Source organism: Paenibacillus lycopersici (assembly GCF_010119935.1).
Classification (GTDB): domain Bacteria; phylum Bacillota; class Bacilli; order Paenibacillales; family Paenibacillaceae; genus Paenibacillus_Z; species Paenibacillus_Z lycopersici.
Genome location: NZ_CP048209.1, coordinates 5,542,233 through 5,554,533, shown reverse-complemented (window position 1 = coordinate 5,554,533; position 12,301 = coordinate 5,542,233). Strand labels below are relative to the sequence as shown.

At 60.9% G+C, this 12,301-nt stretch carries 12 protein-coding genes; 6 read left to right on the top strand and 6 right to left on the bottom strand.

Features of this window, described 5'->3' with window-relative positions:
- Nucleotides 1-72: 72 nt before the first annotated feature.
- A complete protein-coding gene (gene yunB, locus GXP70_RS24400) occupies nt 73-921 on the top strand; it encodes a sporulation protein YunB (RefSeq protein WP_162359234.1) in 849 nt (282 codons plus the stop codon).
- A gap of 47 nt (nt 922-968) precedes the next feature.
- On the opposite strand, the gene GXP70_RS24395 is transcribed toward yunB, so the two are convergent.
- Nucleotides 969-1,979 (bottom strand): M23 family metallopeptidase, encoded by a 1,011-nt coding sequence (locus tag GXP70_RS24395; RefSeq protein WP_162360660.1) that lies wholly within the window; start codon nt 1,977-1,979, stop codon nt 969-971.
- 180 nt (nt 1,980-2,159) lie between these two features.
- Here GXP70_RS24395 and lipA point away from each other — a divergent pair, with 180 nt between their 5' ends.
- Entirely contained in the window at nt 2,160-3,050 is an 891-nt protein-coding gene (gene lipA / locus GXP70_RS24390) for a lipoyl synthase (RefSeq protein ID WP_162359233.1), read from the top strand.
- 90 nt (nt 3,051-3,140) lie between these two features.
- Complete coding sequence (locus tag GXP70_RS29930; RefSeq protein WP_225442540.1) at nt 3,141-4,079, top strand: YutD family protein; 939 nt, start codon at nt 3,141-3,143, stop codon at nt 4,077-4,079.
- Between the two features lie 189 nt (nt 4,080-4,268).
- Here GXP70_RS29930 and GXP70_RS24380 read toward each other — a convergent pair whose 3' ends face one another.
- From GXP70_RS24380 to ylbJ, 3 genes are all read right to left on the bottom strand, one after another.
- Complete coding sequence (locus GXP70_RS24380; RefSeq protein ID WP_162359232.1) at nt 4,269-6,008, bottom strand: ABC transporter ATP-binding protein; 1,740 nt, start codon at nt 6,006-6,008, stop codon at nt 4,269-4,271.
- A 1-nt stretch (nt 6,009) separates the two neighbouring features.
- Nucleotides 6,010-6,807, bottom strand: a complete 798-nt coding sequence (locus GXP70_RS24375) for an NAD kinase (RefSeq protein WP_162359231.1) — start codon at nt 6,805-6,807, stop codon at nt 6,010-6,012.
- 109 nt (nt 6,808-6,916) lie between these two features.
- Entirely contained in the window at nt 6,917-7,993 is a 1,077-nt protein-coding gene (gene ylbJ, locus GXP70_RS24370; RefSeq protein WP_162360659.1) for a sporulation integral membrane protein YlbJ, read from the bottom strand.
- Between the two features lie 531 nt (nt 7,994-8,524).
- On the opposite strand from ylbJ, the gene GXP70_RS24365 reads away from it, so the two are divergent.
- Both GXP70_RS24365 and GXP70_RS24360 read left to right on the top strand, forming a co-directional pair.
- Nucleotides 8,525-8,902 (top strand): globin domain-containing protein, encoded by a 378-nt coding sequence (locus GXP70_RS24365; protein ID WP_162359230.1) that lies wholly within the window; start codon nt 8,525-8,527, stop codon nt 8,900-8,902.
- Nucleotides 8,903-8,929: 27 nt separating this feature from the next.
- On the top strand, nt 8,930-9,628 hold the full coding sequence (locus tag GXP70_RS24360) for a DUF2225 domain-containing protein (RefSeq protein WP_162360658.1): 699 nt from the start codon (nt 8,930-8,932) through the stop codon (nt 9,626-9,628).
- Between the two features lie 120 nt (nt 9,629-9,748).
- Here GXP70_RS24360 and GXP70_RS24355 read toward each other — a convergent pair whose 3' ends face one another.
- Both GXP70_RS24355 and GXP70_RS24350 read right to left on the bottom strand, forming a co-directional pair.
- The gene (locus tag GXP70_RS24355; RefSeq protein ID WP_162359229.1) at nt 9,749-9,985 is read right to left on the bottom strand and encodes a hypothetical protein; all 237 of its coding nucleotides are present in this window, start codon (nt 9,983-9,985) and stop codon (nt 9,749-9,751) included.
- Nucleotides 9,982-10,176, bottom strand: a complete 195-nt coding sequence (locus GXP70_RS24350; RefSeq protein WP_162359228.1) for a YycC family protein — start codon at nt 10,174-10,176, stop codon at nt 9,982-9,984. The genes GXP70_RS24355 and GXP70_RS24350 overlap by 4 nt, the downstream gene beginning before the upstream one ends.
- Before the next feature lie 219 nt (nt 10,177-10,395).
- On the opposite strand from GXP70_RS24350, the gene GXP70_RS24345 reads away from it, so the two are divergent.
- Nucleotides 10,396-12,279, top strand: coding sequence for a M3 family oligoendopeptidase (locus tag GXP70_RS24345; RefSeq protein ID WP_162359227.1), 1,884 nt, complete (start codon nt 10,396-10,398; stop codon nt 12,277-12,279).
- Nucleotides 12,280-12,301 lie beyond the last annotated feature (22 nt).

The following is a 12,301-nucleotide window of genomic DNA, read 5'->3' as shown; positions in this document are numbered from 1 at the left end:
CCTTCTATTGCGTCCAAGTTCCGCATAAGCTTGGAAGGGGAATGCGGACAAAGGGACGGAGGGGGCCGCCATATGCGCAGGTGGGGCAGACGAGGCTGGCAGAGCAGAGGCATCCGGCGCCGCTCCGGCGGCAAAAGCGCCGGAAGGAAACCGAATCGGCGGCGGCTGATCGCTTTTCTGCTGCTGCTGTTCCTGCTGTTCGTCTTCCAGACGTTTATTTTCGTGGAACGCAATCTCCAGAAGCCGCTCATGACCGTCGCGCAGGTACGCGTGAAGCAGGTCGCGACGCAGGCGATCAACAAGTCGCTTACGGAACAGGTGGCCGCGCAGACGGACGCCGACAAGCTGATCGAATGGAAAACGAACAACAGCGGCAAAATCTCCGGATTCATGCTGAATTACGCGGAGCATATGCGCATCACGTCGGAGACGATCGACACGGTGCAGTCGACGCTTAACCGGATGGGCGACATTCCGGAGAAAATTCCGCTCGGCCAGGCGCTCGGCAGCGCGATTATCGCATCGTTCGGCCCGCGCATTCCGGTCAAGTTCGAGCCGATCGGCGCCGTGAAGGTGGATTTGAATACGAGGCAGAAGAATGCCGGCATCAATATGATTCTCGTCGAAGTGTACATGCACATCGTCGCGGAGGTATCCATCATCATTCCGTTCGATACGAAGCCGGAGCTGGTGGAGACGGAGCTTCCGATCTCGTACTTGCTCGTCGTGGGCGACGTGCCGACGTATTATTACGACAGCCAAGGCAATCCCGTCGGCGATTCGGCGCCGAACGCGCCGAGCATCGCGATTCCCGCGCAGCCGAACGGCGGCGCCGGTTCCGATGCGGCGAACGGATCGGGCAGCGGCGCGGCGAACGGCACGGCCGCGGACAAACCGGACAACGCGGCCGACCCTGAATAACAAGAAGAAGAGCGCTTATCGGCCAGACCCGAGTAAGCGCTCTTCGTTCATGAATTTCGTTTGCGGGGGCCGCGCCGTTCCTCCAGCTCCCATTGTCTCAGGCTCGGGTACGGATCGAAGGACCATTCCACGAGCCCGCGGTCGCGATAAATGCCGTAATGCAGATGCGGCGGGAATTTGCCCTGCGTGCCCGGCTTGCCGTAGCCGGAGCTGCCGACCCAGCCGATCACTTGGCCCGGCTTGACGATGGAGCCGACGCCGATTGTCTTGTCATAGCCGCTCAAGTGCGCATAATAATGATAATAGTTATTCAGGTCGCGGATGCCGATGCGCCAGCCGCCGTAAGGGTTCCAGCCCTTGACCTCGATAACGCCGAAGCAGGTGCTCCGCACGGGAACGCCGTGGTTGGCGAATATATCGGTGCCCTCGTGGATGCGGTAGCCGCCCCAGCTTCTCCTCGTGCCCCATGTTCCTTTGTACGAATAGTTGTTGCCGACCGGCAAGGGGAACGCATGCTGGAACAGATCCAGCCTGCCGTAAGCTTCGTACAGCCGGGAGAACTGTCGGATACGCTGGACGGCCCTTGTGTTGTGGTAGTGCTGCCACAGCCCGATCGCGAAATCGTCCTCCTCCGTACCGAACTGCAGCAAATGGTTCGCCATGGCGTACATCAGGTCGATGTCGTTCGTCCGGCTCGCAAGTCCGTCGCCGTCGCCGTCCTCGCCGATGCCCCTGAACCAATGGATGGATAGCGGGAATTGGTCCTCGCTGTCGGGGTTCAGCTCGCCGGCCCATTCCGCGTCCGTCACGAACACGCTGACATACTGTCCCAGCTGGGAACGGGTTTTGGGGCGCGCCTTCGTGATGGTCCGCTCGTATTGGTCGATAGCGGCCAGCCGATACCACGGAATGCCGGTGATGACGCTGATTTCGTCATAGAGAACTTTTCGTTTGGCATACAGTTCTTCTTGGGTCGCTTTGCTGGTTGGTTCCGCTGCGTTCGCCCGCTCCGGCAACGGCTGCAGGAGCAGCGAGAAAGCGAGCGGCAGGACCGCCATGAGGCGGAAAGCATATGATTTCACATGGTTCAGCCTCCTTATCGAACCGGTTCATCCGCCCGAAATGGATATTGTTTCAGCGGCGCTGCTCTGCTGTTATGGTTTGCAAATCATTGGTTTTTATCCGAAACATGCTATAATAAGACGCAGAGTGAACAGGAAAGCCGAGGTACCGCATAAATGAAGACACAACCCAAACAACCGAAGCCGGATTGGCTGCGAATAAAATTAACGACAGGCGGCAATTACGCCGAACTGAAAGATATGATGCGTTCCAAGACGCTCCATACGGTGTGCGAGGAAGCGCGCTGCCCGAACATTTACGAATGCTGGGCGAACCGTACGGCGACGTTCATGATTCTCGGCGATATTTGCACGCGGGCCTGCCGGTTCTGCGCGGTGAAGACCGGGCTGCCGACGGAGCTTGACCTGCAGGAGCCGGAGCGCGTGGCGGAAGCCGCCGAACAGATGGGGCTTCGCCACTGCGTCGTGACGTCGGTGGCGCGCGATGATTTGAGCGACGGCGGGGCGAGCATCTTCGTGGAGACGATCAAAGCCGTCCGCCGCAAGCTGCCGCTGTGCAGCGTGGAAGTGCTGATTCCCGATTTCATGGGCAATTGGGACGCGCTTCAGGCCGTGATGGACGCCAAACCCGATATTCTGAACCATAATATAGAGACCGTGGCACGGCTGTCGAACCGGGTGCGCGCGAAGGCGAAGTATCCGCGTTCCATGGAGCTGCTGAAACGGGCGAAAGAAATGCAGCCGAACATCCCGACGAAGTCCAGCATCATGCTCGGCGTCGGCGAGGAATGGGATGAGATTTTGCAAGCGATGGACGATTTGCGCGCCGTGGACTGCAACATCCTGACGCTCGGTCAGTATTTGCAGCCGACGCCGAATCATATGCCGATCGCGCGCTACGTGCATCCCGACGAGTTCGCGAAGCTGAAGGAAGAGGGCTTGAAGCGCGGCTTCAGCCATGTGGAGTCCGCGCCGCTCGTTCGCAGCTCCTACCATGCGCATGAGCAGGTGAAATCCGCGGAGGAAGCTCAAAGCGCATCCCTGTGAGCTTAGGCTTACGAAGTAGTTTTGCTCATTATTGCCGGATACGCGGCAGCAAACCGTGATTGCAAAACTTTTAAGGAGTGAGAAGCTGTCTTGATCCATATTAGCGGCAGAGCCTACGCATTGATTCACGAAAACAGAAACGGCTGGAATTTGGAAGCGTTCCGCGAACGGTACAGCGAAGTGCTGGAACGCTACGATTACGTCGTCGGAGACTGGGGCTACAATCAGCTGCGGCTGAAGGGCTTCTTCCGCGACAACCATCCGAAGGCGACCAGGGAGACCGTGATTTCGTCGATCGCGGATTACATCAACGAATATTGCAATTTCGGCTGCGCCTACTTCGTGCTGGAGAAGCAGCCGGGCAGCGTGAAGCAGGGCGAGGACGGCGAGCCTAACGAGGGCGGCGAAATCGAAGTGATCGAGGTGCCGGACAGCGCGGAGGACGCGTACTTGACGGCTACCCGCACGATCGCCGCCGCGAAAGCGGCCGACGCGCCGGCTCCCGAGAATCAGGCCGTGAAGTTCATGCCTCGGCACGAGCGGGATTTGCGCCGCGAGCAGCAGCGCAACAGCCGCAAGGAAACGGCGAGGGAATCGGACCGGGAGCGCGGCGACCGCGACAACCAGCGCAAGCCGTCCGCCAAGGACCGCGGCGAGCAGCATGGCGCGCGTCAGGGACAGCAGTCCGGACGCAGCGGGCAGCACGAGCGAGGGGAACGTGGCGAGCATGCGAAGAGCGAGCGTCAGGAGCGGCAGCATCGCGGCGAACGCAACGATCGCGGCGAACGCCCGGACCGCGGCGAGCGCAACGACCGCGGCGAACGTCCGGACCGCGGCGAGCGCAACGACCGCGGCGAACGTCCGGACCGCGGCGAGCGTCCGGATCGCGGCGAACGCTCGGAGCGCGGCCGAAGCAAGCAGCGGCATTACAACCAGAAGGCGCCTGTCGCGGCGGCTTCCGAGTCGAACCACCAGCAGCAACAGCAACAGCAGAACAGAAACAAAGACGCTGCGCCGAAACAAGGCTAACGCAGATAACGCCGGTTCCTCCCTTCGGGGAAGAACCGGCGTTTTTGATGGTGCAGGATACAGCCTAAGACATGAAGTTGGCCGACCGATTGCGCTGCGTATCGCTGTAGGTCGCCGGCTTCGTGAAGACGGGTATGGGAGCGGAGGCGAGTCCTTGTCTGCAATCCGTCCCGTTCATGCGGGCACCGGCTACAGATACTGCACGTTATACAGCCGTGCGTAAGCGCCATTCTTCGCCATCAGCTCGTCGTGCGTGCCCTGCTCCGCGATTTCCCCATGCTCGATCACGACGATCGGGTCGGCGTGGGTGATCGTCGAGAGGCGGTGGGCGACGACGAGCGTCGTCCGGTTGCGCGCCAGCTCCGCCAGCGACTCCTGAATGGCGCGCTCCGACTCCAGATCGAGCGCCGACGTCGCTTCGTCCAGCACGAGAATGGCAGGATCCTTCAGGAATACGCGGGCGATGGCGATGCGCTGCTTCTGCCCGCCGGACAGCTTGACGCCCCGTTCGCCGATTTCAGTGTCGTAGCCATGGGGTAATGAAAGAATGAAGTCATGGGCGTTGGCTTTCTTGGCGGATTCCTCCACGGCTTCTTCGGGCGCTTCGGGATTGCCGAGCATGATATTCTCGCGGACGGAGCCGCTGAACAGAATATTGTCCTGCAGCACCATGCCGATATGAGAGCGCAGGCTCTGCTGCGTCATCCGGTCGATCGGATGGCCGTCGATCAGAATGCGGCCTTCCTGCACGTCGTAGAACCGCGCGAGCAGGCTGACCATCGACGATTTGCCGCCGCCGCTCATGCCGACGAGCGCCGCGGTATGGCCGTGTGGGATCGTCAGATCGATGTGCCGAAGCACCCATTCCGTCTCGTCGCGGTAGCGGAAGGAGACGTTCTCGAACACGATATCGCCCCGAACGGAAGGAAGCGCGGCGGCGTTCGGCGCATCCTTGATTTCCGGCTGTTCGTCCATCAGCTCCATGACGCGCTCCAGGGAAGCCGAGGCTTGCGTCAGCTCGGTCGACGAATTGACGAGCCGGCGCAGCGGCGCGTATAGCCGGTCCAAGTAGCCGTAGAACGCGACGAACTCGCCGAGGGTGAGCGTCTTCTGCACGACCAGGTAGCCGCCGCAGGCCAGGACGAGAAGGGGGGCGATCTCCGTCAGCGTATTAATGATGGATTGCGTGAGCGCATTCCAGCGCGTGAGGGCGAAAGCGCGGGTAAGGAACGTCCGGTTGCGGCTGTCGAACTGTTCTTCCTCGTGACGCTCGAGCGTGAAGCTTTTGACGACGGGAATGCCGTTCACATGCTCGTTCAAGTAGCCCTGCATGTCCGCGAGCGCCTGGGAACGCGATCGGGAGTAGCCGCGCAGCCGCTTGTACAGCTTCTTGACCGCATAGCCGTAGAACGGCAGGATCGCGATCGCGACGACGGTCAGCGTCACGTTCATGCTGAACATGATGACGAGCGCGACGATGAGCGTGAACATGTCCAGCCACACGTTCATCAGGCCGGTCTCCACGAGCGCCTTCGTCTGCTCGACGTCGTTCATCATCCGCGAAATGATCTCGCCGGACTTGCGGTTCTGGTAGAAGCGCAGCGACAGCTGCTGCAGATGGGCGTAGAGCCTGTTCCTAAGGTCGTAAAGCACCCGGCTCGTCGTGAACTGGGCGAAATATTGGCGATAATATTCGATCGGATAGCGCAGCACGACGAAGATCAGGAAGGCCAGGCCGATCGCTTTGAACAGCTTGGCGGTTTTGTCGGCGGCCGGCAGGCTGGAGAGCAGCACGTCGTCCACGACGTATCGGATAAAGAGCGGCAGCGTCAGCGGAATCGCGAACTTGACGGCTCCGATCAACAGGGTCAAGGCGACGAGCCAGCGATAGGGCTTGACGATGCGGTAGAAAGCGCGGTAACGGTTCATGCTACTTCACGTCGTATCCGAGGAACGCCTCGCGCACCCGGTTCCAGAACGGGAAGGGACGGTAGCGGGCAAAGCTGATTTTGCGCGTTGAGACGCTGCACCGGATGGCGCGGATATCGGACCGCGTAATGTTCAGATGGTCGAACGTCAATTGCAGCCGCTGGTCCTTGCGGGAAATGATGTCGCAGTGGTGGTGCTGCGGCAGGACGACCGAAGAACCAAGGGTACGGTAGACGCGGTTGTTGATGGAGGCGATCTCCGCGATCTGCAGGCATTCGATGGACGGATGGATGACGGCGCCGCCCAAGCTCTTGTTGTAGGCGGTGCTGCCCGACGGCGTCGATACGACGATGCCGTCGCCCCGGAACATCTCGAAGAGCTCGTCGTTAATGTCGATCTGGGCGACGAGCGTGTTGTCCACGCCTTTGAGCGTGAATTCGTTCACCGCGATATGGGTCGAAAGCCCTTCTGACGTATCGAGCACGATTTCCGCGAGCGGATAGCGCACGATCTTGGGCTCTTCCTCCGCCATCATGCGGACGAGCTCCTCCAGCTCGTCGATTTTCCAGTCCGCGAAGAAACCGAGATGGCCGGTGTGAATGCCGACGAACGCGACTTCGTCGATCCGGTCCGCATAGGTATGGAAGGCTTGCAGCAGCGTCCCGTCGCCGCCGATGGAGATGACGATCTCGGGATGCCCCTCGTTGCGGGTAAAGCCGCGAGCGGCCGCAAGCGTATGGAAATCGACGGCAAGCTTCTTCGACAGCTCGTCGCCTCGGTCAATCACTACGTAATTCAAGGTTGTAGCCCCTTCCGCACAGCCGATGTAATTCAATGAGGACAGACTTCAGCTGCCAATCGGCTTGTATCTCCTTGCATCATAGCGGAAAACCGGGGCGAATACAACGTTATCCGGCAGGTCCGAGCCATCCCCAGAGCGCATAGACGAGCGCGGCGGCGATGAAGCCGTGCAGCAGGCGCGCGACGAGAAAAGGCTTATAGCGCAGGTCGGTGCGGCTGAGCAGGCTGGCTACTTGGGCGTGGACGGAGAGTCCTGCCCAGGACAGCACGAACGCGGCGATCGCGGCTTGATGGATAAGGCCGCTTCCCCCGGCGGAGCCCGCGGCGCGCGCGCCGAGCGTGACCTCGAAGGTGCCGCTGACGACGGCGTCCGACAGCGCGGCGGGCATGCCGACGAGTCCGAGCGCCAGCCGGACGGCCCGGCCGAGCATCTCGATGCCGCCCGTCTGCCGGAGCAGCTCCATGATGACGGAGAAGACGACGACGAGCCCGCCGACGACGATCATGAGGCGCAGCGCGGCTTGGACGGCGTCCTGCAGCAGCTTGCCGAGCGCGCGGCCGTCCATCATGCGGGCGACGTGCATCGCCTCCAGCGCTTCGGCCAGCCGGCTCTTGCGCCGGAAGCCGGGCGCCCGGCGTTCCTTCTGCTCGCTGGTGGCGGGGGCGCCGCGGTCATGGAAGCGCATGAGCAGGCCGATGATCACCCCGCCGAAGTAATGGGCGGCGGCTAGGACGGGGGCCAGGGCGGCGTTGTGGAAGAAGCCGACCGACACCGCCCCGATCAGGAAGATCGGATCCGACGTCGTCGTGAACGCGACGAGCCGTTCGCCTTCGGCGCGGTTGATCAGCTTCTGCTCCCACAGCTGCGCCGTCAGCCGCGCGCCGACGGGATAGCCGGAGGCGTAGCCCATCGTGACGACGAAGCCGCCGATGCCGGGAATGCGGAACAGCGGCCGCATGAGCGGATCCAGCATTTTGCCGAAGAAATGGACGATGCCGAAGCCGAGCAGCAGCTCGGAGATCACGAAGAAGGGGAACAGCGCCGGGAACAGCACTTCCCACCAGATGGACAGGCCGCGCAGCGAAGCCTCCAGCGCCTGGGCGGGAAAAGCCGCGAGCAGCAGCACGAGCACGGCCGACGTCCAGGCGGGGACGACCGACGGACGCAGCAGGAAACGGACGATATGCAAGGGGAGCTCCCTCCTAGCGGCAATTGAGAATCGTACTATTACTGCTATATGTCGCGGAGCGGACAATCATCACTTGTCCCGGCAGAATCTTGTCCCGATGTTGGATAAACAGTCCTGAAAATGGAAATATATTTATTTAGAAAACGCTTGCAAAAATGAGTGAATTTTAATTTTCGATATGGTACAATTGAATTAAGTCAAACGCTTGAGGTGATGACGATGAGTTTTATTGTAGGCATTATCGTCTGTGCTTTCGTTTACGTCATTCGCGAATCGCTCGTAGCTCCCGGAGAAGAGGATTATGAGAGTTAACCCCGGTTGCTTTGAGCCGCAACATTATACTTCCGCAATGCCCTCCTGCGCGAGGGCATTTTTTTGATGTTTGCGGTTCATGGGCACGCTGACAAGAGAGGGCTTGCTTCCCGGCGCAGACGGGTGCCGCAAGTCGGATACAGCGTCCAATGTCCCGGAAAAAAATTTTTAAAACTAATTCCTAAGACCTAAAAAATGGAGATGAATATGACGATGAATAACTATAGTACTATTTATGACGCGGTTGGCGGCGTCGAAGGGATCAAACGAATCGTGCAGGCCTTTTATCCTAAGGTGCAGAAGCACCCGCTGCTCGGGCCGCTGTTCCCGGCGGACATCGACCCTGTCATGGAGAAGCAAACGTTGTTTTTATCGCAATTTTTCGGAGGACCTTCGCTGTACTCCGATTTATACGGCCATCCGATGATGCGCGCGCGGCATTTGCCGTTCCCGATTACGCCGGAGCGCGCCGAAGCCTGGCTTGGCTGCATGCGCGCGGCGCTGGCCGAGACCGATCTGCCGAACGAGCTTCGGGAGCTGATGCTGGAGCGGCTTTCGGGGCCGGCGCATCATTTTATTAATCAACCTTGACGACCTGGAGACGTGATGATGATGACGATGACGATGGAGCCTTTGTACGAAACGACGAAAACCTGTCTTTGCTGCGAGCGTTCCTACCCATCATCGCGCGTACGGCCGAGCTTCAAAAAATCGATTCATCGGGATACCGATTTCTGCGCGACGTATAAAACAGACATCAATCCCGACTATTATGTCGTCTTCGTCTGTCCGGACTGCGGCTTCGCGACTTCGGAGAACGGCGCCGCGTCAATGACGGACGCCCAGCGGAAGACCTATTACGAGCAGATCGGCTCGCGCTGGACGCGGCGCGACTACGGGGGCAGCCGGACGCGCGAAGAAGCGCTGGCATGCTACAAGCTCGCCTTGCTCTGCGCGGGCATTATCGGGGAGAAGGAGCGGGTGGTCGCCGGCATTCTGCATCATATCGCCTGGATCTACCGTTCCGAGGGCAATGAAGAGCAGGAGCAGCGGTTCCTGCGGTATGCGCTTCAATCGTACATTGCCGTGTTCGAGACAGAGGGCGTATCGCTGAACAATGCGAAGCTGATGTATTTGATCGGGGAGCTGCACCGCCGCGTCGGCGAGCAGCGCCTCGCCGTCCGCTGGTTCTCCCGCGTCGTGAACGACAAGAAGATTACGGATGCCGCGATGATCCGCGCAAGCCGGGAGCAGTGGCAGCTGATCCGCGAAGTGCAGACAGGGCTCGACGAGGAGACCGCTGCCGGAATCGCATAGACGACAAGACGAAGAACCGCCCGCGCATGAAGCACGGGCGGTTCTTCGTCTTGCGCGGATGCATTGCGCACAGGCGATTGCGAGCGGGCGCATTATGCGCGACGCATTACGCACAGGCAATTACGCGCGGCGTAGCACGGTGTCGGTCAGCAGGTAGTCCTGGTCCGCGTCCACGACGGTGATCCGGTTGCGGCAGCAAGGGAAGACGAGCAGCTTCTTCTTGCCGGTGCGGATGTCGGACAGCTCTCTCGGCCGAAGCGGCAGCAGGACGTTGTCCTTGCCGCAGAACGGGCAGGAGGAGACATAGACATCCTTCATGATGATGTCGTACGGCAGCGTGCGTTCGAATGGAATCACGGGCTGCCGTCTCCCTTGCCGTCGGGCTTGCTCCCCGCATCCGAATCCGGATTCGGAGCCGCTTTCGCGAGCTCGGCGATTTTCTGCAACAAAATATGCTTCGGCATATGCATCAGATGCTCCAGCGGAACGTTCAGCTCCTTGGCCAGCTTCACGGCTGTCTCGGCGGAAAGCTGCAGGGGTTGGGACATCGGGTTCAGCTCCTTATTGGTCACGGTCCTTGTTTGATGATTGTCGACGAACGGAACAAGCAGCCGCATAGGATTGGTAAAAGGGACAACATTACCGTTATAATCAGTTATACACCGATGCCGGCGGTTGCGCAACGTGCGCTCGGCAAGGGCTGACGCGGACGGGCGGCGCGAACGGGCCGGTTTTGAACGATTCTCGATTCCTTTAGGAGGGACTTTATGACGACGAATTATCCGATGACTTGGGATTTGGACGCCATTTACGCGGGCGGATCAAGCTCCGCGGCATTCCTGGCCGAACTGTCCGGCATGGAGCGCGACATTGAAGCGTTGTCCGGCGAGCTGGCGGCGCTGCCGCAGGGAGCTGCGCCTTCCGCGGAACAACTGGCCGGCTGGACCGCGACGGTGCAGTCGATTCTGCTGCGGCTGCGCCAATCCGATTCATTCGTGGCCTGCCTGCAAGCGCAGCAAATGAAGGATGCCGCCGCCAACGGCTTGAACGACCGCGTGAAGACGATGGCGGCGAAGTTCAACGCGGCGCTGACGAGCTACGACGAGAAGCTGCTCCGCACCGACGAGGCCGCATGGCAGTCTTGGCTGCAATCGGCCGCTGCCGCGCCCGTTGCGTTCGTGTTGAACGAGCGCCGCGAAGCGGCCAAGGAGAAGCTGCCGCCGGAGCAGGAAGCGCTGGCCGGCGAGCTGGCGGTCGACGGCTATCACGGCTGGGGAGATTTCTATAACACGATCGTGTCGCGGATTCGATTCGACGCGGAAGAGGCGGACGGCACGACGAAGCAGCTGTCGGCCGGGCAGATGTTCAACCGGCTCTCGAACAGCAACCGCGCCGTGCGCGAGACGGCTTTCCGGGAATGGGAGCGCGTCTGGGGCGAGCAGGCCGATCTATGCGCGGATACGCTGAACCGGATCGCCGGGTTCCGCTTGAAGCTGTACGGCAAACGCGGCTGGACTGCTCGTTCCGCTGAAGCGGGGCGGCCCGCCCATGCATCCGGGAACGCGGTGCTGAAAGAGCCGCTCGAGATGAACCGGATGAGCGAAGCGACGCTGAACGCGATGTGGTCGGCCGTTAGCGAGGGCAAGCCGAAGCTGGTCCGCTATCTGGCGCGCAAAGCGAAGCTGCTCGGCCTTGAACGGCTCGATTGGCATGACGTCGCCGCGCCGCTCGGCCAGACGGAGAAGAAGGTGGCGTACGACGAGGCGGCCGCGTTCATCAAGGAACAATTCAACGCGTTCAGCCCCGATCTGGCGGACTTCACGGAGATGGCGTTCAAGGATGCCTGGATCGAGGCGGAGGATCGTCCCGGCAAGCGCCCCGGCGGCTTCTGCACGTCGTTCCCGAAGAGCGGGCAGACGCGGATTTTCATGACGTATTCGGGCACGCCGGACAACGTGTCGACGCTCGCGCACGAGCTGGGGCACGCGTATCACCAGCATGTCATGAACGACCTGCCGCCGCTGGCGCAGGAATACGCGATGAACGTCGCGGAGACGGCCTCTACGTTCGCCGAGATGATCGTCGCCGACTCCGCGCTGGAAGCCGCGACCGGGCGCGACGAGAAGCTGGCGCTCCTGGACGAGAAGCTGCAGAACGCCGTCGCGTTCTTCATGAACATTCATGCCCGCTTCCTGTTCGAGACGCGGTTCTACGCGAAGCGCGCCGAAGGCATGGTGAGCCAGGAAGAGCTGAGCGCGCTTATGGAAGAGGCGCAGCGCGAAGCGTTCAGCGGCGCCCTCGGCGAGCTCCACCCGCATTTCTGGGCGTCGAAGCTGCACTTCTATCTGACGGACGTGCCGTTCTACAATTTCCCGTATACGTTCGGGTATTTGTTCAGCGGCGGCATCTACGCGATCGCGAAGAAGGCTGGTCGTTCCGCTGACGCGGACCTGCTCGCCCATGCAACCGGAGAAGGGTCGACGTTCGCGGCGCGCTACGTCGCTTTGCTGCGGGATACGGGTCTGATGACGGTCGAGGAGCTGGCCGAGAAGCATCTCGGCGTGCGGCTCGATCAGCCGGACTTCTGGCGTCAAGCCGTGTCGCTGCTGCTCGAAGACGTGGATGCGTTCCTGGCGATTACGGAGGAATAGGCGGGGACGGCGGATGCTGCAT

What these genes read in the sequence shown, in the direction of transcription:
- GXP70_RS24365 (WP_162359230.1), top strand. Translation starts at nt 8,525, where the DNA reads ATGAATAACTATAGTACTATTTATGACGCGGTTGGCGGCGTCGAAGGG.
- GXP70_RS24345 (WP_162359227.1), top strand. Translation starts at nt 10,396, where the DNA reads ATGACGACGAATTATCCGATGACTTGGGATTTGGACGCCATTTACGCG.
- lipA (WP_162359233.1), top strand. Translation starts at nt 2,160, where the DNA reads ATGAAGACACAACCCAAACAACCGAAGCCGGATTGGCTGCGAATAAAA.
- GXP70_RS24395 (WP_162360660.1), bottom strand. Translation starts at nt 1,979, where the DNA reads ATGGCGGTCCTGCCGCTCGCTTTCTCGCTGCTCCTGCAGCCGTTGCCG.
- GXP70_RS24380 (WP_162359232.1), bottom strand. Translation starts at nt 6,008, where the DNA reads ATGAACCGTTACCGCGCTTTCTACCGCATCGTCAAGCCCTATCGCTGG.
- GXP70_RS24350 (WP_162359228.1), bottom strand. Translation starts at nt 10,176, where the DNA reads ATGTCCCAACCCCTGCAGCTTTCCGCCGAGACAGCCGTGAAGCTGGCC.
- GXP70_RS24360 (WP_162360658.1), top strand. Translation starts at nt 8,930, where the DNA reads ATGACGATGGAGCCTTTGTACGAAACGACGAAAACCTGTCTTTGCTGC.
- yunB (WP_162359234.1), top strand. Translation starts at nt 73, where the DNA reads ATGCGCAGGTGGGGCAGACGAGGCTGGCAGAGCAGAGGCATCCGGCGC.